We start from the raw sequence: 25,515 nt of genomic DNA, 5'->3' as shown, positions 1-25,515 counted from the left end.
CCCCCCCCCCCCCCCCCCCCCCCCCCCCCCCCCACTACAAACCTAAAAAAGAACTTTGGTATTAACCAAAACGGCCTTGAATATAATCTCTCGTACTCGAATTGCCCGCAGAAGTAAAAATCTTACTTGTTGGGCCAAATTCAACCAGGCGACCGATGCGACTTTCATCAGTATTAAAAAATGCCGTGTAATCAGAAACGCGAGCAGCCTGCTGCATATTGTGCGTCACAATCACAACAGTTAACTGCTGGCGCAGAGTCTGAAATAACTCCTCAATCTTCATCGTTGAAATCGGATCTAGAGCAGAACAAGGTTCATCCATCAGCAAAATTTTTGGCTGCACAGCCAAAGCGCGAGCAATACAAAGTCGCTGCTGCTGTCCCCCCGAAATCCCCTGAGCCGATTTCTTCAAATCGTCTTTGACTTCATTCCAAAGCGCCGCACTTTTAAGTGCAGATTCCACAATTTCATCTAATTCTGCTTTGCTTTTGCGACCAAAAATCCTCACGCCGTAAGCAATATTATCGTAGATGCTCAGCGGAAAAGGATTCGGTCTTTGAAACACCATCCCAATTTGGCGACGCAAACTATTAATGTTTACTTTCGGGCTGTAAATATCCTGTCCAAAAAACTCTACTCTTCCTTTAATTTTAACTTTTCCCTCCAATTCACCAATCCGGTTGAGAGCTTTGAGAAAGGTAGATTTGCCGCAACCTGAAGGGCCAATAATCGCCGTAATTTGCGGGTGAGGGATATTCATCGATAAATTTTCTAAGACTTTGTGAGTTCCGTAATAAAAACTCAAGTCCTGAACCCGCAGTGCCGGCATTGCATTGGGGTCAATTTCCGGGGTGGCATTTTCTAGGATTTTCTCTGTAGAGTTTTCGGATTTAAAGTTTGCTTTAGGTTTCATTATTCGCCTGGTTATATTGTTAATATTTGACTGAGAGATGGACTTGATTTATTGATTTATCGGTTTTGCAAGCGTTTCCGAGTTACTGTACGGGATGCGACGCTAGCAATCAAAACCATGCCCAAAAGCACAGAGGCAGCAGTCCACGCCAATTCGTTCTGCTCTTTGTAGGGAGAGCTGGCGTAGCTATATATTAATACTGACATAGAAGGAGTCGGAGTCAGCAGTGTCTCGGGAATTTCTTTGAGTTTTGAGATAGTTTCTGCACCTATGGGGGACTGCATTATCTCGCCCAATTTATCAACTAAAGGAGGCCAAAATTGACTCGACAACGCCGTTACAATCAGCGGTGCTGTTTCGCCGGCGGCCCGGGAAGCAGCGAGTAAAATACCTGTGGTAATAGTTGGAAGTGCTGAGGGTACGATGGTGCGAAACATCGTTTGAAAGCGTCCGCCTCCCAAAGCAGCAGAAGCGAGGCGGTAAGAAGTAGGCACTAATTTTAATGCTTGTTCTGTTGTCAGAGCAACAACTGGAAGCATGATGATGCCGAGGGCAAAACCGCCTGCTAATGCTGAAAATGCTTTGGTGGTAACGACAATTAGGGCGTAGGAAAAGACGCCAACTACGATCGAGGGAACGCTGCTGAGAATGACGGTGATAAAGCGGATGCTATTGGCCAGCGCTTTGTTGTCTCTACCAAACTCAGACAGAAATATTCCCGTCATTACGCCGATAGGAACACTAAATAACGTAGCAATTCCTACCATTAAAGCTGTCCCAATAATCGCATTTGCAAAGCCGTTGGGCTGGTCTTCAACTCCAACGGGTGCTGGTAGAGACACTACCACTTCCCAGCTCAAATGTGTGAGTCCTTCTCCCAGGATTTTGTATAAGATAGCAAACAAAGGGAGCAGGGCCAGAGCTGTCAGAGCGAAAGCGATAACTGTCATCCCCCGGCTGAAAAATTTTCGGCTTAACGACAGGGGATTGTTGATTTCTGCATCCAGAATACTGTTTGATTTTTTTACTTGAGTCATGGGATTTTAGATTTTAGATTAATCCAGCGGATAAATCCGGGGGCTTGTAACCAAAATGCTTTCGATCGTGTTAATTTTTAGCTTTCTTGACGCCGATTAGCTGAACTAACAATACTGCGATCGCATTTACCAACAAAGTGATCGCAAATAAAATTAGGGCTAAATACATCAAAGCGCCGATGTGCAGCGGTTCGAGAGCTTCCCGAAATTGACTCGCCAAAACAGCAGGAATTGAGTAGCTGGGAGCGAGCAGGGATTTGTTAATTTGAATCGAGTTTCCAATCACCATTGTGACGGCCATTGTTTCGCCTAAAGCGCGTCCCAAGGCCAAGATTGTAGCGCCAATAATCCCCGAACTAGCTGCTGGCAATAACAGCTTGAATATCGTTTCCCAGCGGGTGGCGCCGAGGGACATCGAAGCACTTCGCAAATCTACTGGAACTGACATCAATACATCGCGGCTGATGGCGGCTACTGTTGGCAAAATCATAATTGATAACAGTATTCCAGCGGGCAGCATTCCGGGGCCTAAAGGTTCGCTGCTGAACAGGGGAAACCAACTGAAATTATCAAACAATGACTGCTGCAATGGCAACAAGAAGGGAATCAAAACAAAGATTCCCCACAGGCCAACTATCACGCTGGGAATAGCCGAGATTAATTCAACCATGAATCCCAAGGGCGATCGCACCCAAACGGGTAAGAAGTTCTCGCTAGTAACTATAGCTACTGACAGCCCTAAAGGAAGTGCGATGATTATGCCGATCGCAGAACTAATTACAGTACCGTAAATAAACGGCAAAGCCCCAAACTGCAACTCGCCGATATCCCACTTGGGATTCCACAAGAATGAGAGTCCAAAATTGCTAATAGCTGGCCAAGCATCTTTAAAAATTACCGCACTCATCCAAAACAGCGTACCCGCTGTCGCTAAGGCAAAACCCCATACAAATAGTGTAAATCCTGACTCCATCCATAAACCTTCACCAGTAGTATCTGTCAAATCTACTTCTGTGTTTATTTCTGCCGGTTGCCGAGTCTGTTTTTTCGTTTTTTTTGAAAGATTGGTCATACCGGAATTATTGCGTAAAAAGTGAAATATTTGCTTGCAAGACGAGTAATTTCATGGGCTGGGTGCGCGCTGCGCACCTGGTTTGTAGGGTGCGCACAGCGCACCTTACACAGTAAATTTAGCGCACATTAACCCGATCATTTATGAGTTTTGAGTCCTACATTTAACTCGTCAACTCATAACCCTGTGCGATCGCCCAAATTAACCTCTGGCAACCACAGTCTGATTAACTGTTTGAACCACCTTTTGAGCTGTAGCTGAAGGAATTTGAGTATACTCTAGCTGTTTGTTGATACCTTGACCTGTAGTCATCACCCAATTAACCATCTTTTTAATAGCCTCTGCTTTCGCAGCAGGATACTGTTTGTAGATTAACAGCCAAGTCAAACCAACAATCGGATAACCGTCGTTAGGATTGCCTTCTACTAAGCGGAAATCTGCCGGGAATGTTTCCCCTGCTAAAGCTTTCTCTGCTTCAGCCAAGCTAGGATCTACAAACCGGCCAGCTTTATTTTGAATAAATGCTGTTTGGAGATTGTTTTGCCGAGCATAAGTATCTTGAACGTAGCCGATCGCACCCGCTGTATTCTTCACCAAAGCAGCTACGCCGGGGTTTCCTTGACCGCTGACAGGGCTTCCTGGCCAACTCGGCTGAGCGGCAGCTTTGATGCTGCTACCAGTTGCCTGCAAGTGGTTAGCAAAAATAAAGGTTGTACCGCTGCTGTCTGCGCGTACAGCTACTCGAATCGCAGTATTTGGCAAGTTTTTAGCTTGTCCAGAAATTCCCGCTATTTTAGCATCGTTCCAGCGAGTAATCTTCCCTTCAAAGATGCCTTTCATCGCATCGTTATTTAGCCTCAGATTGTTCACTCCGGGCAAGTTATAAACAACTGCAACAGCACCGCCAGCAGTCGGAATCGCCATGACGCCGCGCTTTACTTCGGCTATTTGCGCCGCCGTCATCAGCGCGTCGCTGCCTGCGAAATCAACAGTGCCTGAAATTAATGCTTTGATGCCAGCACCGCTGCCGGTTCCTTCGTAGTTTACAGTAATTTGATTTGCACTTCTCATCTGAGAGAAATAGCGATCGTAAAGGGGTTTAGGGAAAGTTGCTCCCGAACCGTTTAGTGTGACAGCAGCTACAGCGGAAGTAATCAACGAGAGCGAAAATGCTGCTACCGCTAGCGTAACTATAAAGGCACGTCGCCAGCCTTTAGTGAAGAAAACCATAACTCCTTGTCCTCAATATTAATAGCAGGCTTTGCAAATCTCCTCCATAGGATAGACTGAAACCCGCCAAGAAAGGGATAGCTTAGAATAAGCTTGTTTTAAATTTTGGTTAATAGTAGATTAAATAATAATAGAATAAGGTTTGTTTAAATTATGGTTAAGAGTCTTGCTAATAAAAATTAGCTAAATTCAATTTTTTATGAATCAAAAAAATACCAAGTCATAGAGTAACGATAACAATAGAAATTTATTTAGCGATCGCCCGATCGCCCCCACCCCGCACTCCATCCCCCGATCGCCGCATAATAGTAGGGACACTTAACATTTCTTTAACAACAATGGCAAGAGACTTGCGGGGATTCCTAAAACTGCTCGAAGAACGGGGACAACTGCGCCGGATTAGCGCCTTAGTCGATTCCGACCTCGAAATTGCCGAAATTTCCAACCAAATGCTGCAAAAAGGCGGCCCTGGATTGCTGTTTGAAAACGTCAAAGGGGCAGATTTCCCCGTAGCGATTAACCTCTTGGGCACGGAACAGCGCGTTTGCTGGGCGATGAACATGGAAAAGCCGATCGAACTAGAAGAGCTCGGCAAAAAACTGGGAATGCTGCAACAGCCAAAACCGCCGAAAAAGATTTCCCAAGCAATAGAATTTGGCAAAGTGCTGTTCGACGTAGTGAAAGCCAAACCCGGCCGCGACTTTTTCCCAGCTTGCCAGCAAGTGGTAATTGAGGGAGAAGGGCTGGATTTGAACAAAATTCCGATGATTCGCCCTTATTCGGGAGATGCGGGCAAAATTATCACCCTGGGTTTGGTAATTACCAAAGATTGCGAAACGGGTACGCCGAATGTGGGGGTTTATCGGTTGCAGTTGCAGTCAAAAAACACGATGACTGTACACTGGTTATCGGTGCGGGGGGGGGCGCGGCACTTGCGGAAAGCGGCGCAGGCTGGTAAAAAGTTGGAAATTGCGATCGCCCTTGGAGTCGATCCCCTGATTATTCTCGCCGCAGCAACCCCAATTCCTGTAGATTTATCGGAATGGTTATTTGCCGGACTTTACGGCGGTTCCGGCGTGCAATTGGCCAAGTGCAAAACCGTAGATTTGGAAGTACCGGCCGACTCGGAAATTGTGTTAGAAGGAACAATTACGCCGGGGGAAGTTCTGCCCGACGGGCCCTTCGGGGATCACATGGGTTATTACGGCGGCGTGGAAGATTCGCCGTTGGTGCGGTTCCACTGCATGACGCACCGGAAAGACCCGATTTATCTGACGACATTTAGCGGGCGGCCGCCGAAAGAAGAAGCAATGATGGCGATCGCGCTTAACCGTATTTATACCCCTATTTTGCGGCAGCAAGTATCGGAAATTGTCGATTTCTTCTTACCGATGGAAGCGCTGAGTTATAAAGCGGCAATTATCTCGATTGATAAAGCATATCCCGGTCAAGCGCGCCGGGCTGCTTTAGCATTTTGGAGTGCTTTACCGCAGTTTACTTACACTAAGTTTGTGATTGTTGTCGATAAAAGTATCAACATTCGCGACCCGCGTCAAGTAGTGTGGGCAATTAGTTCTAAAGTCGATCCGGTTCGGGATGTATTTATTCTGCCGAATACGCCTTTTGATACGTTGGATTTTGCCAGTGAAAAGATTGGTTTGGGAGGCAGAATGGGGATTGATGCTACTACGAAGATGCCGCCGGAAACCGATCACGAATGGGGGGAAGTTTTGGAGTCCGATCCGGATGTGGCGGCGATGGTAGAAAGGCGTTGGGCTGAGTATGGTTTGGCCGATTTGAATTTGGGAGAAGTCGATCCGAATTTGTTTGGATATGAGATGAAGTAGGGGAATCAACCGTAAAATCTGAAATCTCGCACATCCTCGATCGACCTCTAGCGGCGGGTTTTTCCAACCATTTATGACACAGATAGACAATCTCAAAAACCCGCCCCCACCAAACGACAAATCGCAAGTTACCTCTTTTTAATGCGAGTGCAACTCATGCACTGCGGCAGAGAAACCGGGTTTTTTTCTGAGGCTTTGCGCTGCGACGAATCTGCTCGAAAAAACCCGGTTTCTGAACCTCCGACGTTATTGGGATTGCATCTTAACCCGCGAAGGCGGGTTTTGTTTGTGTAGACGCGGTTTCAACCGCCGTGTTTTCAAAGATAATATTACCTCCCATTTCCCCAAAAAAATTTAAGTACGCTGACGCGCGCAAAAGGGTAAAGAGGAAAGAGGGAAAAGGGCAAAAGAGCAAAAGAGTAGAGAAAAGTCCTCGCGGGAGACTACAGCAGAGAACGAAAAACCGGAGACTACGCGGAAACCAGAGCTACGCGAAAACCGATGTCTCCGGCGCGATAGCCCGCCGAATTCCTGTAACGAAGGGCACTACGGCAATCGACCGCATGGTTGACCCAGGAAAGGCCACGCAGCACCCGGTTATTATCCGTTCCAGTTTCCCAGGAACTTCCGTCAGTCGGTGCGCCACTATAATTGTCATGCCACTTATCACTACACCATTCCCAAACATTCCCGTGCATATCATATAAACCAAACGGATTTGGTGGAAAACTCCCCACATCCGTTGTTTGTTCGCGATAAAGTCCCTTGAGCGCAGCACCGTAGGGATTATTGCCGTCATAATTAACTAAATCCGGCGTAATCGTGTCACCAAAATAGAAAGGTGTTGTAGTTCCCGCGCGACAAGCATATTCCCATTCAGCTTCCGAAGGTAAGTGATAAGTCTTGCCTGTTTTTTGAGAAAGTTTCCGGCAAAATTCCACAGCCTCATTCCAGCTAACGTTCTCTACAGGACGTTTCGCACCTTTGAAATAAGAAGGATTATTCCCCATCACCGCTTGGTATTGTTCTTGAGTAACTTCATATTTACCCATAAAAAAAGGAGCAATCTTCACAGTTCGCTGCGGCCCTTCACGGTCATATCGTCCTGCTTCAGTATTGGGAGAACCCATCAGGAAACTGCCTCCAGGAATTGCAACCATATCTAAATTAATACCATTACCAATATTTTCTATGAAAACCCGTGCTTGTCCTTTACGGCGGTTGGCAATTTGCCCAGTTGAGTTGACTGTTACTGTTTCAAAATTAAAAGTTTTTAAAGCATTTGCCGATGGTTGTGGCGATGGACGTGAAGATGAAGAAGATTTGTTGCTCAACAAATTTTTACCCACCAAGGCTAATGCAAACCCTCCCCCAGCCAAACCCACTAATTGTAAAAAACCTCGCCTTGTCGTATTAGTTGAAATGATTGGTGGGGGTGGCGGTGGCGGCGGTGGTGGCGGTGGGGAAGGCGGCGACAAAGATAAAAGTGCTTGCAAAGCTTCCCCAGCATTCTGATAGCGCTGACTGAAATGGTCGCGCACCATTTTTTCTAAAAGATTAGCAAATTTCGGATTTATTCTTGGCACAAAATGCCGCCAAATTACTTCCCCGGTACTCGGATCTTCCTGCAATTGATGCGGCGGAATTCCTGTTAAAGCTTGAATTCCCAGCATCCCCAGAGCATAGACATCGCTGCACAATTTTGGTTTACCTTTAGCTTGTTCGCTGGGCGCATAGCCGGGAGTGCCTATAGCAATTGTTGTAGTGATATCTCCATTAACATTTACAATTAATTGATTGATTTCCCTGACTGCCCCAAAGTCAATCAACATTATTTTACCATCTTGGCGGCGGCGCATTAAGTTAGCTGGTTTAATATCTCGGTGAATCACAGCATTTGGCTGGTGTTCGTGGGCGATTGCTAAAACTTCTAAGATATTTTTTAATAAGGTAACAACGGAGGATTCGCTTAACTTTTTGCCAGCAACAATCTCCGTATTTAAATCGTGTCCGTCTATGAATTCCTGAACCAGATAAAATTCGCCATTTTCTTCAAAGTGAGCAAACAGACTCGGAATTTGCGGAGATTGATTGCCTAATTTGTACAAAACTTGTGCTTCGGTATCGAACAAACGTCGGGCTAACTTCAAAGCAGCGGGACGATTGTCTTTCGGTTTCAGGTGTTTGACGACACAGTGGGGTTTTCCGGGTAAGTCTAAATCCTTAGCTAGGTAGGTGTCGCCAAAGCCGCCGCCTCCCAAGTCTTTGATTATTTGATATCGGTTGCGGAGGATTTTACCAGGGGGAATCATAGCTTGTCAGTAGGGGGGTGCACATTAAGATTATTTTGACACAATCTCTATTGGGGTTTGCACTTTCGCTGAGCGCCCACGCTTTTCATCGAACTTGCGTAACAATAACAAGGTTTTTGGCTGTTGGGTTTCCTTCCTCAACCCAACCTACGGCTACAGCTAGATCGATCGAAGCGAGATTGTTACTTTTATTTCTAGATTCTAGACGGCGATGCACCTTACTAATCGGGTTTGTTGTTGCGATAAAGCGCTGAGGGCTTTATTTTTTTTTGTTTATATGGACGCACAGATTCCCATAATTTAATAATATGTCAAGTTCGCACAAAAGTCAAGTAAAATTTGCGTTCGATCGCACCTAATTTTGCGTCAATTTTCTGTCGATCGAGAGCGACAAATCATATAATTCCAGAGTGCTCAATACAAACATTCTCTATCGCGGTAATTGACCGGACATGATATTAGTCAGTCCTAGACGCACTCCGACAAAGAAACCGGGTTTTTACCGAATTTGCGGACTGTAACGAAGTTTTATCGTAAAAATCCGGTTTCTGACCACCCGTTTGGAGTTTGATAAACTTAAAGTAGTGAATCAAGATACACCATGACATCCCAACTTCAACAAGCCATCAATCTGGCTCAGTCACTTTCATTCGCAGAGCAGCTTGAACTCCTAAAAACACTATCCACGATCGTTCAACAAACCCATTCTCTAGAAAACCAAGTCATGCCGGAAGCAGATACAGACTTTTCAGGAGAAAGCTTTCGCACATCCTGGCGCCAAGCTGTAACCGGACAAACTCTACCCCTTTCTGAACTTTGGGAGGGCATCGACGTTGACTGATATCTTGCATTTGTTGCCAGATTCCGGCAGGGATTTAAATCCCTGCCTCAAAGCGAAAGTCCACTGAAGTGGACTGAAGAAATGATTGATTAAAACAATAAAAAAGCTTCAAGAAAGAATTGATTAAAAATTTAAAAAAAAGGATTGAAGCGGAGATTGATCGCCTTTTCAGTCGTCTTTAGACGACTTTAGCTTTGAGGCGGGGGTTTAAACCCCCGACGGACTGTTGCAACAAGCGCAAAAAGCCCGCGCGATCGACAGATCAGTTTACTGTTCCAAAATCTCAACTAAATCTTCGATCGCAATATCGAACGCACGGGCCATCTTGTCCAAAGCTGTGTAGTCAACAGTTGCCATGCCTGGAGAATTGGCATAGGTAATGATCGTGGTATAGGGAATACCTGTTCTTTTGGATACTTCTGTCAGATTCCAACCCTTCTCTTGAGCAAATTCCCGAACTCGCAGCCTAATTCGTCCCATATTCCCAACGATAAATCAGCCTACTCTTCCAAAATCTCAACTAAATCTTCGATCGCAATATCAAACACGCGAGCTATTTTGTTTAAAGCTGTGTAATCTACCGTTGCCAGCTTGGGAGAATGGGCATAGCTTCTAACCGTACTGTAAGGAATGCCCGATCGCTCAGAAACTTCTTTCAACGTCCAACCCTTCTCTTCCGCTAGTTCTCGAACTCGCAACCGAATTAACCCCATTTTCCCGCTGAAAAATCAGTTTACCGTTCCAAAACCTCAACCAAATCTTCCACCATCACATCGAAGACTTCAGCAAGTTTCTGCAAAGCCGTGTAGTCCACCGTTGCCAGCTTAGGAGCTTGCGCGTAATTTTTGACCGTGCTGTACGGAATACCCGTTCTCTCCGAAACTTCTTTCAGCGTCCAACTCTTCTCCTCAGCCAGTTCTCGAACTCGCAACCGTATTAACCCCATTTATGCTTGACAGAAGCTACGTCTTTAGCTTTTAATAAAAGTGTTAGATATAGCGATCGCCCTCGGACCTGAGAAATCTAGAGCGATCGCCTTTCATTTACCACCCACAAAAGTGGGAAGGATTTTCCTATGATACCAAAACAACCGACATATCGCGATCGACTTCAACCTTGGCATCTAATTCGCCACCTCCCCAACTGTCAGCGGTTAACAGTCGCCCGTTTCGCCCGCCGCCCCGATGCCGAATCTTACCTAAATGCACTGCGCCGCTTAATGCCGGCAGTCCCGCATACAATTGTGTTCGTAAATGCGCTGTCTGTCTTAGAGGAAAACAGCGTTCCAATTCCGATGCAATTGTCGATCGAAAGTTAATGCGATCGAACTGATATCTTGCATTTGTTGTCATATTCTGGCAGGGGTTTAAACGCCCGACGGAATATGGCAATAAGTGCAAGATGTGCGATCGAACCTATTATTGCAAAAGGTCGATCGACCCTTCAGGCCTCATCAGTCACAAACGAAGCTATGCCCTAAAAGCTATTCCCAAGCCATTCGGGTCATAAAAGTATTGCTAAACTATAAATAGACTTGAGTCAAGGAGTCAAATCAATGCCATCTCCCTTTCCCGGTATGGACCCGTATTTAGAGCATCCCGAACTCTGGCCTGGGATGCATAACTTGCTAATTAGTGAAATTTTCAGGTTTTTATCTCCCCAACTGCGTCCTAAGTATTTAGTGTCGCTGGAAGTGAGAATCTACGAAACTGCTGACGATGATTTATCAGTCATTGGCATTCCCGACGTAACTGTAATGCAACCACAAACTGCAACAGAAACTACAGCATCAAACGTAGCAGTTGCAGCACCGCCTACACAACCATTAACAGTAATTATTCCCATGCCCTACACGGTTCGGGAAAGCTATTTAGAAATTAGAGAAAGAGAAACCAAAGAATTGATAACAGTTATTGAAATTCTCTCGCCTACGAATAAGCGAACTGGCAAAGGGCGACAAATGTACGAAGAAAAGCGAGAAGAAATTTTAGGTAGTCGCACTCATTTAATTGAAGTAGATTTATTGCGGCGCGGTCGAAAAATGCCAGTTATCGGCAATGATGTTGAAAGCCACTATCGCGTTTTGGTATGTCGGGGAAATCGCCGTCCCAGAGCTGATTTGTATGCTTTTAACCTGCAAAACCCGATGCCTGCCTTTCCTTTGCCGCTGCGATCGGGCGATACTGAACCTGTCATAAACTTGCAGGAATTATTCACTCAATTTTACGACATAGCAAGTTACGACCTCAAGATAAATTATCGCAACTGGGAAGTCATACCAGCGCTGTCAGAGGCCGATAGAATTTGGACAGATGCTTGGTTGCGCGATCGAGGATTGCGAGATTAAATTGCCGTGCCGCCAAAATCTGGTTAAATACCCTATTTATTTCTTAGTCTGCGGAGGCAGACTTCGCTTCACTCTATGCAGCGATTTCAATCGCCGAGTGACTTAATTCTTAAATTGCTTCAGGGCTAAACATCTTGACTTTGCATCAACCGCTGCTTCAAACGCGCCGGATCTCCCCGATCGACCACTTGGCCCTTTTCCAACAAAAAAGCCCCATCACAATAATTCAACTCATCCAAACGGTGAGTCACCCACAAAGCCGTAATCCCGCGATTTTTCACCAACCGCTGCACCGCCGCCACTAAATCCAACTGAGAATCAGGATCTAACAAAGCTGTCGGTTCGTCCAACAGGAGAATTTCGCAGTGACGGGCGATCGCCCCAGCAAGAGCAATTCGCTGCTTCTGGCCCCCACTCAAAGCATAAATCGGCCGCCGCTGCAAATCCAGCAAATTCACAGCCTCCAAAGCCTCCGCCACCCTCTCCCGCACCTGAACGTTAGAAAGCTTTTCCTCCACCAAACCAAAAGCCACATCCGCACCTACAGTCGGCATCACCAGTTGGTGATCCGGGTTTTGGAACACAAAACCCACTCGCCCACCCAAGTCAATTTCCCCCGACTGGGGGTGCAGCAGCCCAGCCATCAGCCTCAACAGCGTAGACTTGCCGCTGCCGTTAGTTCCCAAAAGCATCCAAAACTCGCCCTTGGGTACATCCAGAGAGCAACCTTGCAACACTCGATCGCCCGACGGCCAGCAAAAACCCAAATCCCGCACAGCAACGGCTGACTGGCTCATCTCGGCACCAACACCCCCAGCCCTCATTCTGCAGCCGACATCGAGACAAAACCCGGAGATCTGCCTGTAGATGACGCCCCCGATTTCTGAGAAACCACCACCCCAGAAATCTCGCTGCTGACGACAGCCACCTTTTTCTCAGGATTTTTCTCGCAAGTTAGTTCCAAAACTTGCGGTTGGGAGTTGCGAATCGCCGCCAGTACCTGCTGGTAAACAGTCTCAGCGTCCTCCTCCAACTTCCGCTGCACCGACAGCGAGACGGGCGTATTTTTCACAATGATGTCAATGCTGAACATATAGTCTTAAAAACCTAAGTTTGGAGCTCTATCCTCAGTATATATATAGGACTTACCCACGGAAACCCAGTTTCTTAGAAAAATCAGAGGTTGAGGGCGATACATCTACCAAGCCACGGGGCTTCTGACGCAAAGCGCAGAGACTCCTATATAGTAGAAGTTCCCAAATGCAGGGCAAGGACTTCGGGGACTTCGGGGACTTCGAGGGCTTCGGGGACTTCGCACAAGTCAAAAGTCAAGAGCCGAAAGTTTTTTAAGAAAAACTTGCTCTTGTAAAGAATTACCTCTATAATCGTCAATACGGTAAAGAAAAGTAAACTCTGTTCATAATCCAACTTGTTTTCTGCTAAGCAGAGGCAACGGTTGGAGACTAATGACTAGAGAAAGATCCGCTGTAATTATATCCATTTGGAGATTTGCGTAATGACAATCGCAGTCGGACGCGCCCAGACCGAAAGAGGCATCTTTGATGTACTCGACGACTGGCTCAAACGCGATCGCTTCGTCTTCGTAGGCTGGTCTGGCATCCTGCTATTCCCCTGCGCCTACCTAGCCATCGGTGGCTGGTTAACAGGCACCACCTTCGTCACATCCTGGTACACCCACGGTTTGGCAAGCTCCTACCTCGAAGGAGCCAACTTCCTCACCGTAGCAGTTTCCACCCCAGCCAACAGCCTCGGACACTCGCTGCTGTTCCTGTGGGGCCCCGAAGCACAGTGGGACTTCACCCGCTGGTTCCAACTCGGCGGGCTGTGGACCTTCATTGCCCTCCACGGCGCTTTCGCACTGATCGGCTTTTGCCTGCGTCAGATCGAAATCTCCCGTTTGGTAGGCATCCGTCCCTACAACGCCCTAGCATTCACCGGCCCGATCGCCGTGTTTGTTTCGGTGTTCCTGCTTTACCCCTTGGGTCAATCAGGCTGGTTCTTCGCCCCCAGTTTCGGCGTCGCAGCAATTTTCCGCTTCCTACTATTCCTGCAAGGCTTCCACAACTGGACGCTCAACCCCTTCCACATGATGGGCGTTGCAGGCATCTTGGGCGGCGCGCTGCTGTGCGCCATCCACGGTGCCACCGTAGAAAACACCTTGTTTGAAGACGGCGAAGGCTCAAACACCTTCCGCGCCTTCAACCCAACTCAGTCAGAAGAAACCTACTCAATGGTTACAGCTAACCGCTTTTGGTCGCAAATCTTCGGAATTGCCTTCTCCAACAAGCGCTGGTTGCACTTCTTCATGCTGTTCGTACCTGTCACAGGCTTGTGGATGAGCTCCATTGGCATCGTCGGTTTAGCATTAAACCTGCGCGCTTATGACTTCGTATCCCAAGAATTGCGCGCTGCTGAAGATCCTGAGTTTGAAACGTTCTACACTAAGAACATTCTGCTTAACGAAGGCATTCGTGCTTGGATGGCTCCTACGGACCAACCCCACGAAAACTTCATCTTCCCTGAAGAAGTTCTGCCTCGCGGTAACGCTCTGTAATTAGTGCGAAATATCAAAAATTCCAACATTTTGAAAGGGTAAGATAAAGCCTTTTAGGCTTTACCCTTAATGTTTAAAAAGCTCCTACCGATTGGCAGGAGCTTTTTATTTTATGAAAAGTCTTGTTACGCCATTCTATAAAAAATAAAAGCGAGATAGAGATAAAAACAATTGGTACACCAAGAACAGCAGCAGCATTAAAAATTGCGCTCGAATTGCAGAAAAGCGTGAAGCTGCTAAAAGGGATCAAAAACTCGCGACTCCCTCAAAACCTTATACGCCAAAAGAATCATCGGCTGAAGTGTTAGTTCCGAAGATTGGCAACGATGTTAAAACTTATTTTAAATTCCCCATCCGAAACAGTGTTTACACTCGTATTACTGCATCAATTGACGCATTAGACATTAAAGGGAGAAATGCTAAGACTGGTACAGGAACTTCAATTGTAGATTTTCAAGGCAACCACAAGAAGGTTTGGCGAGTCTGTGTATACGAAGGTCTAGCGGCTCCTATAGCAAAGCTCACCCCTTGGGGAACTAGAACCATGAAAATGATTGACAAAAGCTTTCAATTTCCAATCGGTGGAAAAACTAGGGACGCAGCTATAACCGCATTTAAGACCCTGTTCGGCGATGGTGGTGCGCTCCGGCCAATGATGGGTACGACAAACGGTCGCGATCAATTACTGCTAGGTAAGCAAGTTATTACTAGCATCCAAAACTAAAAGTGATAACGCTTAACGCTGCTAACACTAACAACTGGGTGCAGCTATGGAAGCTTAGTAAACCTGCCTAACTAACCACTCTTAACAGACAAATCTGTCGAATCCTATAACATTGCCTTAATTACCCTAACCGTTGACGTTCTCTGTGGCATTCGGATTGTGCCGGCTTGCTAACTTAACAACAGTCAAATTCTGTTTTTCATAATTTTGGCGGACTTTCGCTGCACCCGACGGCATCGCCAAATTTGGCAAACTCCTATCTGGCAAGAAATTAAGCAGCAGCCGATCGCGCATTTAAACCGATTTTACACCCGATCGCCCCACAGCGACATCTAAATCAAATATTTGCAGTTAACGCTCAAAATCTCGCTCGTCCAATTGCTGTATGGATCGAAGACCTTGCAGCAGCAGTAATTTCCCCCGATATTGCAAAATTGTCAATTTGCCTCCCCCACTTCTAATTCCTTGTGTTATTCTAATAATTGTGACTACTGGAATGATACTCAGAACGCAAGTTCTTTCGGTAACGCTGGCAATGGCTAGCGCACAAATCATCACCTTAAATCTTGTATTTAGGTGATGTGCGTTCAAATATAAAGCCATTTAGCTAAACCTGGAGGTGATGCCCATGATAGAAAGTAGTAAACGCATGGGTCATCAGATTGGAAACTACCGGCTGTGCGCCGGGGCCGCTCACTAGCAGTCAGCCGTCGTCTCCAACTGGAAACGACTTCCACGGGGAACCAGGCTGAGCTAGGGATTCTCCCGGCAGTCAGGTTCTAATCTGAAGACCCGCTAGACCGCTCTCACCTCAAATAGTGTTAAATCTTGAGTTATTAAAACTTGAGCTTCCACACTATTGGTGAGAGCGGATAGTTTTTGGTCAGGTTTTCTACAGGTAGGCAGTTAATATACCATTGCTAATCCCAAAGAAAAAAAATTATGGCTGACCTACTTAACAATACTGAAATTCAAGAGCGCGCCAGTCAATTGTCAGGCTGGACGGTTGAAGGCAAGCAACTGCGCTGTACTCGTTTATTTAAAGATTTTATCGAAGCGATCGCCTTTGTGAATAAGTTGGTCGCCCCGTCAGAAGCCGCAGGACATCACCCCGACATAGAAATCTCCTATAACAAAGTTACAGTTAACTTGACAACCCACGATGCCGGAGGCTTAACTGAGAAAGACTTTGCGCTAGCCCAAGAGATTTCTACGCTAGATTAAAAGAGTTCCCGTTTGCCCAACCAGAGCTCTACATCTAGCCACAGTCCCCGATCGCGGAAAGCTCGCAAATAAAAAATCGACTTGGGGTTAAAATCGGGTGTGAAAAAGTCGAGAGCCCAAACGTTCAATGTATAAAAGGCTATTCCCCATCATCCGACCATGATCGTATTTGAAAAGCCAGAGTTCAAGAACGAGTCTGCTGCAGAAAAAACCGATCTGATAGAAAAGCTTTTAGATATTGGCGCCGCTCTGTCGAGCGCCCAAGATTTGGGCGACTTGTTATACTTAATTTTATCCAAAAGTAGGGAAATTACCTGCAGCGATGCTGGCAGCGTTTACTTAGTAGATCACAGCGACGAAACATCTAAGCTGCTGTTCAAGGTAGCCCAAAACGCTTCTCAACCCAGACTGTCGTTTAAGGAGTTTGCCCTACCGCTGACAGACAAAAGCTTGGCGGGATACGTGGCAATTACAGGTCAAAGTTTGAACCTGTCTGATGCCTACGACTTACCCCTCGGCGTACCCTACCAGCTAGATACCAGTTTTGACAGAGATATTAATTACCGCACTTGCTCGGTAATGGTACTGCCAATGCAAAACCGACAGGGCGAGACAATAGGCGTACTGCAACTGATCAACCGCAAAACAAACGCAGATACGGTACTGACAGCAGACAATGCCTGGGCATCGACGCAGCAGTATTCGGAGTGGGAAGAAAGGATAGTTCGATCGCTCGCTTCTCAAGCCGCAATCTCGATCGAGCGCAACCAACTCCAAGACAGCATAGAAAATTTGTTCGAGGGCTTCGTCAAAGCCTCGGTGCAAGTCATAGAAGCCAGAGACCCCTGTACCTACGGCCATTCAGAACGAGTAGCAGCCCTCACAGTACGCCTTTCAGAAGAAGTAAACACCGTCAGCAGCGGAGCACTGCGTTCTATTTACTTTAACAACCGCCAAATTCAAGAACTTCGCTACGCCGCCCTGCTGCACGATTTTGGCAAAATTGGAGTGCCCGAAGCAGTTTTGACCAAGCAGAAAAAGCTCTACCCCGCACAGCTAGAAATAATTCGCCACCGCTTTGGCTTAGCTCAGCGGACTATGGAAATGGAATGCGTCCAGTCTAAATATAAATACTTGCTGGAGCATTCAGCCTACCGAAAACACCCGAGCCAGGAGTCAGAGTGCGCTCAATGCCAGGAAATCGAACAGCTAGACACTAAGCTAGCAGAGGCGAAAACCAGATTAGCAGAATACTGGGAAGTGCTGCTAGAGGCAAACGAGCCTCACATTTTGGCAGCAGAACCCCTAGATCGACTGCGAGAGATTTCTCTACAAACTTACAGAGATATAGATGGCGCAAGGAAACCCCTGCTGAGCCCAGACGAGATTCTGCAATTGATGGTGTCGAGAGGCAACCTGACGCCGGCAGAACGATCGGACATAGAATCTCATGTAACTCACACTTACGAGTTTCTCAAGCAAATTCCTTGGACAAAGGATTTAAAAAATGTTCCCGACATTGCCTACGGACATCACGAAAAACTCGACGGCACAGGCTATCCGCGAGGTTTAAACAAGTCAGAAATTCCAATTCAAGCGCAATTGATGACGATCGCCGATATTTACGATGCCCTGACAGCAGGCGATCGACCCTACAAGCGAGCTCTGCGCACAGATGCAGCGATGAAAATTTTGCGCCAAGAAGCTGCTCACAACAAAATCAACGCTGATTTGTTAGAATTGTTCGATCATCGCCAAGTCTTTAGCGTCCTCGGACACAACTTGGATGTTAAAGTCGAATCAGCCTAGACGAGTCGGTCGTGCTGTGCTAAAAAGTAAATAAGGCGATCGGGCGCTATTAAGAGTCAGCAGTCAAATCAATCGACAGCCCAAGTCTGGTCTGGTTTTGACGCGGTTGAGTACAGGTTAAAAAACAGGCTCTCCGCAGCCCTCAGTCACATCTATAAACTCGGTCAACCCGAAAGAATCAAAAGAAAAAGTGAAATTTTGGTCTTTTTTTAGAGTATGCTAGTTGAGCAACAACTGACCACATAGAAGACTAGAAAAGTTTCTCTGTAATCGGTGTGAGGATGAGAGTGAATATGTCGAAATTTTTGTGGAGTTACCTATTAATCAGCCCAGCAGTCTTAGGAGCTACCCTAGTAGTTTCTTCGAGCGCGATGGCAGCAGACGCTCAGCAGGCTGCTGATGCGCTCAACCCCGCTGCAGCAAAAGCTGAAACCGCTGAAACCTCCGAAGCGAAACTCAATGCTTTAGCTGCTGTTTCCGAAACAACCGCAGCCTCCGAGCCAGTCGAAGAAATTTCCGAAGCCGCCGCGGGCAGCGAAACCCAGGCAGCTATTGCAGATTCGGGTACGGCTGCAACTGAAAGTGCGATCGCCGGAGCCAACACAGCCCCTGCAGTGGCAAATCCCCAAGCAGCGGCATCACAAGCTACAAGTGAATCTTTAGCCGCAGTTGAGCCAAAAGTCGCTCAACCAGTAGAAAATTCTGCCCCGGCAGTCCAACTAGAAACCCCAGCCCCGGCAGCTACCGCTCTCCCAGAGCAAATCGGTGCAGCTCAATTAGAAACCCCAGCCCCGGCAGCTACCGCTCTCCCAGAGCAAATCGGTGCAGCTCAATTAGAAACTCCAGCCCCGGCAGTGGCAGAGTCGGCAGAACAAAATTTGCCCAAACCGGCTGAATCTGTAGCCCAAACTTCCGCACCACAAGATCAAAACCCAGCCGCCACATTAGAACAGCTCAACCAGTACAGCAGCGAAGGTGCTGCCGGCGGCGAAACTCAAGGTCAAGTTACCTCAGTATCCCAACTTTCCGACGTGCGGCCCACAGACTGGGCTTTCCAAGCACTGCAATCTCTAGTCGAGCGCTACGGCTGTATTGCCGGGTATCCCGACGGCACCTTCCGTGGCAACCGGGCGATGACCCGCTACGAATTTGCAGCCGGTTTAAATGCTTGCTTAGACAAGGTTAGCGAGTTAATTCAAGCAGGCAGTGGCAACTTTGCTACGAGAGATGACTTGGCAGCCCTTCAACGGCTCCAAGAAGAATTTGCAGCGGAACTGGCAACCCTGCGCGGTCGCGTCGATGCTCTGGAATCTCGGACAGCCGAACTCGAAGCCAACCAATTCTCCACCACTACCAAGCTGACTGGGGAAGCAATTTTCGCCCTCAGCGACGACTTTGGTGGCGACATTAGCGTTTTTGGCAGAGACAACAGAAACCTCGGTAGCGACAACAACGAAGCTGTCTTCCAACAACGGGTTCGTCTGAATTTAAATACGAGCTTCACCGGCAGAGACTTGCTCCTGACCAGGCTTCAAGTCGGTAACGGTCGCAACTTCAACCTTGGGGCTACCAGCGAAGGCACTCAAACTTGGAATGTTGTCGGCAGAACCGACAACGTTGTTGCCCTCGACACCTTGCTGTACAAGTTCCCCGTCGGTCCGCGACTGAACGTTACCCTTGCAGCCAACGCTGTCGTCTGGGACGACATTATGCCGACTGTCAACCCTTACTTTGAAGACTTTGACGGCGGCAACGGGGCATTGAGCACCTTTGGACAGCGGAACCCGATTTATCGCTTAGGTGGCGGTGCAGGTATCGGCTTTGACTACGCCTTCGGTGGCAGGGGCCTGTTGGGTGGCGTGTTTGGCCCGACTTCTCTGTCCTTCGGTTACTTGGCATCAAATGCAGCCAATCCTAGCCAGGGCGCGGGCTTGTTTAACGGCGACTACACAGCGATGGGGCAGTTGACTTTTACCCCCGGACGCAACTTGCAAGTTGCTTTCAACTATAACCACGGTTACTTTAGCAGAGGTAACTTTGGGTTTGACAATGGTTTAGGGAATGGGCCAGACAGTCTAGGCGGTTTCACTGGTACCGGCGTGGCTAATTCTCTCAACGGTTTGAGCGAAGGCTTTGAGGGCTTCCGCGCTCGCAAAGTGGTCAGCAACTCCTACGGTGCTCAGGCTTCGTTGCGGTTGAGCCCGAGGTTTATCCTTGGCGGCTGGGCTGGTTTAACCAATGCCCGCATTCTCGGCATCGGCGATGCGAAAATCTGGAACTACGCTGTCACCTTGGCTTTGCCGGATTTAGGGAAAGAAGGCAACTTGCTAGGGTTCGTGGTAGGTCGTGAGCCTTACTTGGATAAACTTGAAGCTGCGAGCGATTTGCGGAGATTCCGCAACGATGATTCGTATCACGTTGAAGGGTTCTACAAGTTTCAGCTCTCGGACAACATTTCTGTTACTCCGGGCGTGATTTGGGTGACAAATCCTAATCAAGATGACCGTAATGATGACATCATCATTGGTACTCTGAGAACTACTTTCACGTTCTAATAGCCGGTTAGAGGAGGCAGGGCGGGTCATACCCTCTCTGCTGGCAACTCTAGATGCTAAGTTTAGCCCTGCCTGCTGCAGGGCTTTTTTGTCGATAGGCCGAATTGGACGCCGAGAATCTATTAAAAATTAAACAAGATTGCGGTCATAGACGCAGAAACCTGGTTTCTTGATTGAGGTAATACAGTCGTGGAAGCAGAGGAAGTCTAAACGAGCCACTGGGTTTCACAGAAGCGAGAGTGCGGAGCGTCCCAACGATCGAGACATGAAAGTCGATTAAGTTCAGTGGAAAACCGGGGTATAATAAAAGGTAAAGTTAGGAGTTAGAATTGGGAACTCAACATTGAGGAGACTTTTAACATCTGACTTCAAAGTTGATAATTCTGATATTTAAAGCAATTATGGTAGAACTCTCCTGTAAAAGCGAATACGCAATCTTAGCTTTGCTGGAGCTTGCCGATTGCTACGATGAAGGCGAGCCTCTGCAAATTCGCCAGATAGCGGCTCAGCAAAATATTCCCGATCGATATCTAGAGCAGTTGCTGGCTACCATGAGACGCTGCGGGCTGATTCGCAGCCAGCGAGGAGCTAAGGGAGGTTATATTTTGGCTAGGGAACCCTGGAAAATTACACTCCTAGAAATTATCAACTGTCTCGAAGGCTCAGATTTCGATCGAGCTGAAAAAGACTCGCCTGCTCAAACTGTAGAAAGTGCTGTGATTTGGGAAGTTTGGCAAGAAGCCCGATCGATTGCCAACTCAGTTTTGCAAAAATATACGCTACAGGATCTTTGCGAAAAGCGCAATGGCAGACGGCAGCTCGATATCATGTATTACATCTAGTTAATATTGCCAACTAGGAATTAACATTTACTTTCAACCACAAACTGACAAAGATTATGCGTATTGCTGGCGACATTACAGAATTGGTAGGGCGGACGCCCTTGGTGCAACTCAACCGCATTCCCCAAGCTGAAGGCTGCTTGGCTCGGATTGTCGTAAAACTCGAAGGCATGAATCCGGCATCATCGGTGAAAGACCGCATCGGTGTCAGTATGGTCAATCAAGCCGAGGCCGAAGGGCTGATTACTCCAGGCAAAACGGTTTTAGTGGAACCGACTTCTGGCAATACCGGAATTGCTCTGGCAATGGTGGCGGCGGCTAAGGGCTACCAGTTGATTTTGACCATGCCGGATACGATGAGCACGGAACGCCGATCGATGCTGCGAGCTTACGGGGCCCAACTAGAACTGACTCCGGGAATTGAGGGCATGAGCGGCTGCATCCGCCGCGCTCAAGAGATTGTGGACAAAACTCCCAATGCGTATATGTTGCAGCAGTTTCGGAATCCAGCGAACCCGCAGGTTCACCGTTCGACAACGGCTGAGGAAATTTGGGAAGATACAGACGGCGAGGTGGATTTCCTGATTTCGGGAGTCGGTACCGGCGGTACGATTACGGGTGTTGCAGAGGTGATTAAGTCACGGAAACCCGAGTTTAAGGCGATCGCCGTTGAGCCGGCCAACAGTCAGATACTGTCGGGCGGAAAGCCAGGGCCTCACAAAATTCAAGGTATCGGTGCTGGTTTTGTGCCGCCGGTGCTGAATGTGGATTCGATCGACGAAATTATAGTTGTTACGGATGACGAGGCGATCGCTTACGGCCGCCGCTTGGCCAGAGAAGAAGGACTTTTGTCAGGTATTTCCAGCGGTGCGGCACTGTGTGCGGCGGTGAAAGTCGGCAAGCGTCCCGAAAATGCAGGGAAATTGATTGTGATGATTCAGCCTAGCTTCGGTGAACGCTATCTCAGCACTCCCTTGTTCCAAGATCCAGAACTCAATCTGGCGATGGCCCTCAACTAGCTCAGCCTCCGACCCAAGTGGCAGAAACACAGAGCAGGGCGTACACTGTACGCCCTGCTTGGCTTTGGTTTTTACCTTGAAAAATTGCGATAGATTGTAGCTGCCTCGATCGCGAATGATGCCGAATTTCTGAAGGCGCTTTTTTTGAACTGCTTTCGGCGCGTTAGCGAAGCGGGCGCTGAGCGCTCTTGTGGCGAAGGAAGAGAAAAGAAAAGAAGGAGCTAACTGTTGGCGGGAGCACCGCTATATGAGTCCCCAATGTCGATCGGCTTGCCACTTCAAAAGCATCAATGTTTTTCTAAAATAGATTTATGATAATTTGAAAACAGACGTTTTTTACTTACACTTTTTGACATTTATATCATATAAATACCTAATAAATTAGCAAATAATGATATTTTTGTCAAGCACTTTTTCGCAGATTATCCAGATTTCAAGGAAATAACAGCGTGTCTTCCGTTACCAATCACTACAAAACCCTAAAAATTAGCCCAACCGCAACACAAGCCGAGATTAAACAAGCATACCGCCGTTTAGTCAAAATATTTCATCCAGACAGCCACAGCTCCAAAGCCGATCACGAAGAGATTGTCCGCCTCAATGCAGCCTATGAAATATTAGGAGATGCCCAACACAGACAATCTTACGATCGCCAAATTTCCGACCCCAGCGAACAGCAATCACCAACCGCACCAAACGTCAGCCGCCAGCAAAAACAAACAGCACGGGACGCCGACGAACAAATGCAACAGTGGCTGATTAAAGTATACAAACCAGTCAATAGAATGCTCAACAGCATCTTGAAGCCACTTAAAAAAGAAATAGACGAATTGTCCGCAGATCCGTTTGATGACGAACTGATAGAAAAGTTTCAACTTTATATCGAAACCAGCCGCGAGTTTCTCAAAAAAGCTCATAACTTTCTTACATCCATGCCCAATCCCTCTAATGTAGCCGGAGTTGCGGCCCATCTCTACTACTGTATTAATCAAGTCGGAGACGGCATAGAAGAATTGCATTTATTTACCCTCAATTATGACGATCGCCACTTGCACACCGGCCAAGAACTGTTTAGAATTGCCGCTAGACTGCGGCGGGAAGCACAGGATGAATTAAAAATTAAAAGTTAAAAAAGCAGATTGTTCCCTCTTCCCTCTTCTTTCTTCCCTCTACCCTCTTCCCTCTACCCTCTACCCTCTTCCTTCTTCCTTCTTCCTTCTTCCCTCTTCCTTCTTTCAAATTCCAAAAAGAACTTGAATTCGCTTGCGAATTTTAAGAAAAGGAGTTTGTCCCAGAGAGTCGCCATCTAACAATCCCAAATCTCTCAAAGCTTGCTGGCGTTCGGACAATTTTTGAGCAATTTGATCTGCTAAATTCGGTTGTTCTCTTAAAAGTTTTTGCAAGTCGTGGCGTTCCACCACAAACAAAATTGCATCTTCGCTAGTTTTAACAGTCGCCGTTCTCGGAGTTCCCAACAGCAAAGATATTTCCCCAAAAAACTCGCCCTCGTGAAGCGTAGCAATATACTGACCGGCTTTTTGAGAAAGAACTTCTACAGTACCCGAAAGAATAATATAAAAAGAATCGCCAGGGTCAGTTTCTTTACATACAACCTGTCCCGCTGGAAATAGTTGTCGGTAGCCGTATTCAATTAACTGTCGCAATTCTAAATCCGTACACTGTTCAAAATAAGTTACTCGCCGCAACAAATCTCGCAGCGTCCAATTATTAGGGGATTTAGGCCCTGGATTTTTATGTTCAGGAACGGGGGGATTAGATTTTATCTCGGCTGAATGTTTGGCATTATGCGGAAAAACTTTGCCATTGGAATTATCATCTTTGTTATTGTAAAAAAGTTTAGTTAACTCTTGGGGGTTTCGCAGCCACAAATCCCGCTGCGGAAAAGGAATTTCGATATTTCGGTGGCGCAATTCGTAATCTATTAAAAAATTAACTGCACTTTTAATGGCATCGCTTTCTTGTGGCTGGTCAATCCAAACTAAAAGTTCAAAATTTAAAGCGTTATCTCCAAAACCGTGAAACCATACTTTAGGAGAAGGATGGGACAAAACATTCGATTCCATCCGCGCTGCAATTAACAGCGCTTCCGTAACTATTACTGGGTCAGATCCGTAAGCAACGCCGACGGGGATGTGGAGGCGGCATCTGGGGTCTCTGTAACTCCAGTTAATAATGTTAGTTTCGACAAACTTAATATTTGGTATGATCACAAACAGTCCATCAATTGTTTTAATAATTGTGGAGCGGATGGAAATAGTTTCTACTGTTCCTAATAAATGGTCAATCTCAATAAAGTCTCCGACTCTAATTTGGTGTTCAAATAGCAGGGTGAGACCGCTGATAAAGTTGCTGGCGAGATTTTGCAAGCCGAAGCCGAAACCAATGCCGACAACCCCAGCCAAGACGGTGAGAGAAGTGAGGTTTATGCCGGCGCTTTGCAGGACGAATATACAGCCAAGAGTTGCTAAAATATAACTAATGATGGTGGAAATTGCTTCTCGACTGCCGCGATCCAATCCCATCCGAACTAGCACGCTGCGCTTGATTCCTTCGCTGATAATCTTAGCTACAATCAAGGCAAATATAGCTAAAACTATCAGTTTGACGATCGCACTGATGGACAGATGAGTGTTCCCGATATAGAATAGCGGGGTTGTCATCGCACCCGAGAAATGTTCAAAAAAGCGATCGGCTCGTGCAGTAATCCAATTCATTAATATTTGGTAATAGGTAATTGGTGATCGATCGTGGGTAATTAGTTTTGAGCGCAACTGAACCGCCAACTGCTAACTATTGCAGAGCTTAGGCGAAAAACTCGAACGGTGGAGTGCCCTGTGTTGCAAAAAAGGTGGATTCCCTACCCTTCGGGAACGCTTCGCGAACGGAATAGATCCGCTTCAGGCACTTTCTCAAAGGCTGGTAACTGATGGGTTAGTAACTGATGGCGAAAAACTATTTTGTAGCGGTATTTTCTGCCGGATATCTGTATTGTGCCGTAAACCCGGCCCTGCGGCTCGATCGAGCAACGACGTGTTGCCAATATCTGGAAAATTGGTAGAAATTCATTTACAGCACCCTCAAATTATTGAAAAATTCCAGCAAAAATTAGTTTATCCTTAAGAAGTAAGTCCTTTACAGAACTTAACA

General features: G+C 46.9%; 27 protein-coding genes. 12 read left to right on the top strand and 15 right to left on the bottom strand.

Annotated features, from left to right (window positions below):
• Positions 1–61 precede the first annotated feature (61 nt).
• The 4 genes from pstB to pstS form a co-directional block, all read right to left on the bottom strand.
• Positions 62–913 (bottom strand): phosphate ABC transporter ATP-binding protein PstB, encoded by an 852-nt coding sequence (gene pstB / locus QUA54_RS12880; RefSeq protein WP_333414937.1) that lies wholly within the window; start codon positions 911–913, stop codon positions 62–64.
• 56 nt (positions 914–969) lie between these two features.
• Complete coding sequence (gene pstA / locus QUA54_RS12875; protein ID WP_333414936.1) at positions 970–1,950, bottom strand: phosphate ABC transporter permease PstA; 981 nt, start codon at positions 1,948–1,950, stop codon at positions 970–972.
• A 70-nt stretch (positions 1,951–2,020) separates the two neighbouring features.
• Complete coding sequence (gene pstC, locus QUA54_RS12870; protein WP_333414935.1) at positions 2,021–3,022, bottom strand: phosphate ABC transporter permease subunit PstC; 1,002 nt, start codon at positions 3,020–3,022, stop codon at positions 2,021–2,023.
• A gap of 201 nt (positions 3,023–3,223) precedes the next feature.
• Positions 3,224–4,252: a phosphate ABC transporter substrate-binding protein PstS gene (gene pstS / locus QUA54_RS12865; protein WP_333414934.1), complete on the bottom strand. Its 1,029-nt coding sequence runs from the start codon at positions 4,250–4,252 to the stop codon at positions 3,224–3,226.
• 338 nt (positions 4,253–4,590) lie between these two features.
• On the opposite strand from pstS, the gene QUA54_RS12860 reads away from it, so the two are divergent.
• A complete protein-coding gene (locus QUA54_RS12860) occupies positions 4,591–6,099 on the top strand; it encodes a UbiD family decarboxylase (RefSeq protein WP_333202010.1) in 1,509 nt (502 codons plus the stop codon).
• A gap of 470 nt (positions 6,100–6,569) precedes the next feature.
• Here QUA54_RS12860 and QUA54_RS12855 read toward each other — a convergent pair whose 3' ends face one another.
• Positions 6,570–8,411 carry a bifunctional serine/threonine-protein kinase/formylglycine-generating enzyme family protein gene (locus tag QUA54_RS12855; protein ID WP_333414933.1) on the bottom strand — a complete coding sequence of 614 codons (1,842 nt, stop codon included), beginning with the start codon at positions 8,409–8,411 and terminating at the stop codon, positions 6,570–6,572.
• Positions 8,412–9,012: 601 nt separating this feature from the next.
• Here QUA54_RS12855 and QUA54_RS12850 point away from each other — a divergent pair.
• Positions 9,013–9,252 carry a hypothetical protein gene (locus tag QUA54_RS12850; RefSeq protein ID WP_333414932.1) on the top strand — a complete coding sequence of 80 codons (240 nt, stop codon included), beginning with the start codon at positions 9,013–9,015 and terminating at the stop codon, positions 9,250–9,252.
• Positions 9,253–9,519: 267 nt separating this feature from the next.
• On the opposite strand, the gene QUA54_RS12845 is transcribed toward QUA54_RS12850, so the two are convergent.
• The 4 genes from QUA54_RS12845 to QUA54_RS12830 form a co-directional block, all read right to left on the bottom strand.
• Positions 9,520–9,732, bottom strand: coding sequence for a helix-turn-helix domain-containing protein (locus QUA54_RS12845; protein WP_096831645.1), 213 nt, complete (start codon positions 9,730–9,732; stop codon positions 9,520–9,522).
• Between the two features lie 20 nt (positions 9,733–9,752).
• Positions 9,753–9,965, bottom strand: a complete 213-nt coding sequence (locus QUA54_RS12840; protein ID WP_333414931.1) for a helix-turn-helix transcriptional regulator — start codon at positions 9,963–9,965, stop codon at positions 9,753–9,755.
• A gap of 20 nt (positions 9,966–9,985) precedes the next feature.
• The gene (locus QUA54_RS12835; protein ID WP_333322222.1) at positions 9,986–10,198 is read right to left on the bottom strand and encodes a helix-turn-helix transcriptional regulator; all 213 of its coding nucleotides are present in this window, start codon (positions 10,196–10,198) and stop codon (positions 9,986–9,988) included.
• A 127-nt stretch (positions 10,199–10,325) separates the two neighbouring features.
• Positions 10,326–10,604 (bottom strand): hypothetical protein, encoded by a 279-nt coding sequence (locus tag QUA54_RS12830; RefSeq protein ID WP_333414930.1) that lies wholly within the window; start codon positions 10,602–10,604, stop codon positions 10,326–10,328.
• Between the two features lie 203 nt (positions 10,605–10,807).
• On the opposite strand from QUA54_RS12830, the gene QUA54_RS12825 reads away from it, so the two are divergent.
• A complete protein-coding gene (locus tag QUA54_RS12825; RefSeq protein WP_333414929.1) occupies positions 10,808–11,599 on the top strand; it encodes a DUF4058 family protein in 792 nt (263 codons plus the stop codon).
• A 125-nt stretch (positions 11,600–11,724) separates the two neighbouring features.
• Here QUA54_RS12825 and QUA54_RS12820 read toward each other — a convergent pair whose 3' ends face one another.
• The 3 genes from QUA54_RS12820 to QUA54_RS12810 form a co-directional block, all read right to left on the bottom strand.
• Entirely contained in the window at positions 11,725–12,396 is a 672-nt protein-coding gene (locus QUA54_RS12820; protein ID WP_281363590.1) for an energy-coupling factor ABC transporter ATP-binding protein, read from the bottom strand.
• Positions 12,397–12,419: 23 nt separating this feature from the next.
• Complete coding sequence (locus tag QUA54_RS12815; RefSeq protein ID WP_333149754.1) at positions 12,420–12,692, bottom strand: hypothetical protein; 273 nt, start codon at positions 12,690–12,692, stop codon at positions 12,420–12,422.
• Between the two features lie 146 nt (positions 12,693–12,838).
• Positions 12,839–13,027: a hypothetical protein gene (locus QUA54_RS12810; protein ID WP_333186979.1), complete on the bottom strand. Its 189-nt coding sequence runs from the start codon at positions 13,025–13,027 to the stop codon at positions 12,839–12,841.
• Positions 13,028–13,115: 88 nt separating this feature from the next.
• On the opposite strand from QUA54_RS12810, the gene psbD reads away from it, so the two are divergent.
• On the top strand, positions 13,116–14,174 hold the full coding sequence (gene psbD, locus QUA54_RS12805) for a photosystem II D2 protein (photosystem q(a) protein) (RefSeq protein ID WP_333200031.1): 1,059 nt from the start codon (positions 13,116–13,118) through the stop codon (positions 14,172–14,174).
• 301 nt (positions 14,175–14,475) lie between these two features.
• The gene (locus QUA54_RS12800) at positions 14,476–14,898 is read left to right on the top strand and encodes a hypothetical protein (protein WP_333414928.1); all 423 of its coding nucleotides are present in this window, start codon (positions 14,476–14,478) and stop codon (positions 14,896–14,898) included.
• Between the two features lie 126 nt (positions 14,899–15,024).
• Here QUA54_RS12800 and QUA54_RS12795 read toward each other — a convergent pair whose 3' ends face one another.
• On the bottom strand, positions 15,025–15,192 hold the full coding sequence (locus QUA54_RS12795) for a hypothetical protein (RefSeq protein WP_333414927.1): 168 nt from the start codon (positions 15,190–15,192) through the stop codon (positions 15,025–15,027).
• Between the two features lie 57 nt (positions 15,193–15,249).
• Positions 15,250–15,501 (bottom strand): hypothetical protein, encoded by a 252-nt coding sequence (locus QUA54_RS12790; RefSeq protein WP_333414926.1) that lies wholly within the window; start codon positions 15,499–15,501, stop codon positions 15,250–15,252.
• A 339-nt stretch (positions 15,502–15,840) separates the two neighbouring features.
• On the opposite strand from QUA54_RS12790, the gene QUA54_RS12785 reads away from it, so the two are divergent.
• From QUA54_RS12785 to QUA54_RS12760, 6 genes are all read left to right on the top strand, one after another.
• Entirely contained in the window at positions 15,841–16,122 is a 282-nt protein-coding gene (locus QUA54_RS12785; protein ID WP_333414925.1) for a 4a-hydroxytetrahydrobiopterin dehydratase, read from the top strand.
• A 159-nt stretch (positions 16,123–16,281) separates the two neighbouring features.
• Complete coding sequence (locus QUA54_RS12780; protein WP_333414924.1) at positions 16,282–17,931, top strand: HD domain-containing phosphohydrolase; 1,650 nt, start codon at positions 16,282–16,284, stop codon at positions 17,929–17,931.
• A gap of 293 nt (positions 17,932–18,224) precedes the next feature.
• Entirely contained in the window at positions 18,225–20,486 is a 2,262-nt protein-coding gene (locus QUA54_RS12775; RefSeq protein WP_333414923.1) for an iron uptake porin, read from the top strand.
• Positions 20,487–20,887: 401 nt separating this feature from the next.
• Entirely contained in the window at positions 20,888–21,328 is a 441-nt protein-coding gene (locus tag QUA54_RS12770) for an Rrf2 family transcriptional regulator (protein ID WP_333193844.1), read from the top strand.
• Positions 21,329–21,384: 56 nt separating this feature from the next.
• Positions 21,385–22,347 carry a cysteine synthase A gene (gene cysK, locus QUA54_RS12765; protein ID WP_333193846.1) on the top strand — a complete coding sequence of 321 codons (963 nt, stop codon included), beginning with the start codon at positions 21,385–21,387 and terminating at the stop codon, positions 22,345–22,347.
• A 449-nt stretch (positions 22,348–22,796) separates the two neighbouring features.
• Positions 22,797–23,477: a J domain-containing protein gene (locus tag QUA54_RS12760; protein WP_333414922.1), complete on the top strand. Its 681-nt coding sequence runs from the start codon at positions 22,797–22,799 to the stop codon at positions 23,475–23,477.
• A 105-nt stretch (positions 23,478–23,582) separates the two neighbouring features.
• Here the strand turns inward: QUA54_RS12760 and QUA54_RS12755 are convergent, their stop codons facing one another.
• Positions 23,583–25,082 carry a cyclic nucleotide-binding domain-containing protein gene (locus QUA54_RS12755; RefSeq protein WP_333201977.1) on the bottom strand — a complete coding sequence of 500 codons (1,500 nt, stop codon included), beginning with the start codon at positions 25,080–25,082 and terminating at the stop codon, positions 23,583–23,585.
• A 79-nt stretch (positions 25,083–25,161) separates the two neighbouring features.
• On the opposite strand from QUA54_RS12755, the gene QUA54_RS12750 reads away from it, so the two are divergent.
• Positions 25,162–25,488: a hypothetical protein gene (locus tag QUA54_RS12750; protein WP_333414921.1), complete on the top strand. Its 327-nt coding sequence runs from the start codon at positions 25,162–25,164 to the stop codon at positions 25,486–25,488.
• Positions 25,489–25,515 lie beyond the last annotated feature (27 nt).

This window comes from Microcoleus sp. MOSTC5 (assembly GCF_036701825.1).
Taxonomy (GTDB): domain Bacteria; phylum Cyanobacteriota; class Cyanobacteriia; order Cyanobacteriales; family Microcoleaceae; genus Microcoleus; species Microcoleus asticus.
This window is presented reverse-complemented; position numbering and strand designations above follow the sequence as displayed.

Excerpts from the sequence above, each read along its gene's own strand:
- QUA54_RS12755 (WP_333201977.1), bottom strand. The coding sequence starts at position 25,082 with ATGAATTGGATTACTGCACGAGCCGATCGCTTTTTTGAACATTTCTCG.
- QUA54_RS12840 (WP_333414931.1), bottom strand. The coding sequence starts at position 9,965 with ATGGGGTTAATTCGGTTGCGAGTTCGAGAACTAGCGGAAGAGAAGGGT.
- QUA54_RS12835 (WP_333322222.1), bottom strand. The coding sequence starts at position 10,198 with ATGGGGTTAATACGGTTGCGAGTTCGAGAACTGGCTGAGGAGAAGAGT.
- QUA54_RS12825 (WP_333414929.1), top strand. The coding sequence starts at position 10,808 with ATGCCATCTCCCTTTCCCGGTATGGACCCGTATTTAGAGCATCCCGAA.
- QUA54_RS12845 (WP_096831645.1), bottom strand. The coding sequence starts at position 9,732 with ATGGGACGAATTAGGCTGCGAGTTCGGGAATTTGCTCAAGAGAAGGGT.
- QUA54_RS12830 (WP_333414930.1), bottom strand. The coding sequence starts at position 10,604 with ATGACAACAAATGCAAGATATCAGTTCGATCGCATTAACTTTCGATCG.
- QUA54_RS12855 (WP_333414933.1), bottom strand. The coding sequence starts at position 8,411 with ATGATTCCCCCTGGTAAAATCCTCCGCAACCGATATCAAATAATCAAA.
- pstA (WP_333414936.1), bottom strand. The coding sequence starts at position 1,950 with ATGACTCAAGTAAAAAAATCAAACAGTATTCTGGATGCAGAAATCAAC.
- QUA54_RS12790 (WP_333414926.1), bottom strand. The coding sequence starts at position 15,501 with ATGGCTTTATATTTGAACGCACATCACCTAAATACAAGATTTAAGGTG.
- cysK (WP_333193846.1), top strand. The coding sequence starts at position 21,385 with ATGCGTATTGCTGGCGACATTACAGAATTGGTAGGGCGGACGCCCTTG.
- pstC (WP_333414935.1), bottom strand. The coding sequence starts at position 3,022 with ATGACCAATCTTTCAAAAAAAACGAAAAAACAGACTCGGCAACCGGCA.
- QUA54_RS12775 (WP_333414923.1), top strand. The coding sequence starts at position 18,225 with ATGTCGAAATTTTTGTGGAGTTACCTATTAATCAGCCCAGCAGTCTTA.
- QUA54_RS12785 (WP_333414925.1), top strand. The coding sequence starts at position 15,841 with ATGGCTGACCTACTTAACAATACTGAAATTCAAGAGCGCGCCAGTCAA.
- QUA54_RS12770 (WP_333193844.1), top strand. The coding sequence starts at position 20,888 with ATGGTAGAACTCTCCTGTAAAAGCGAATACGCAATCTTAGCTTTGCTG.
- pstS (WP_333414934.1), bottom strand. The coding sequence starts at position 4,252 with ATGGTTTTCTTCACTAAAGGCTGGCGACGTGCCTTTATAGTTACGCTA.
- QUA54_RS12815 (WP_333149754.1), bottom strand. The coding sequence starts at position 12,692 with ATGTTCAGCATTGACATCATTGTGAAAAATACGCCCGTCTCGCTGTCG.
- pstB (WP_333414937.1), bottom strand. The coding sequence starts at position 913 with ATGAAACCTAAAGCAAACTTTAAATCCGAAAACTCTACAGAGAAAATC.
- QUA54_RS12850 (WP_333414932.1), top strand. The coding sequence starts at position 9,013 with ATGACATCCCAACTTCAACAAGCCATCAATCTGGCTCAGTCACTTTCA.
- QUA54_RS12820 (WP_281363590.1), bottom strand. The coding sequence starts at position 12,396 with ATGAGCCAGTCAGCCGTTGCTGTGCGGGATTTGGGTTTTTGCTGGCCG.
- QUA54_RS12780 (WP_333414924.1), top strand. The coding sequence starts at position 16,282 with ATGATCGTATTTGAAAAGCCAGAGTTCAAGAACGAGTCTGCTGCAGAA.
- QUA54_RS12795 (WP_333414927.1), bottom strand. The coding sequence starts at position 15,192 with ATGCGCGATCGGCTGCTGCTTAATTTCTTGCCAGATAGGAGTTTGCCA.
- psbD (WP_333200031.1), top strand. The coding sequence starts at position 13,116 with ATGACAATCGCAGTCGGACGCGCCCAGACCGAAAGAGGCATCTTTGAT.
- QUA54_RS12860 (WP_333202010.1), top strand. The coding sequence starts at position 4,591 with ATGGCAAGAGACTTGCGGGGATTCCTAAAACTGCTCGAAGAACGGGGA.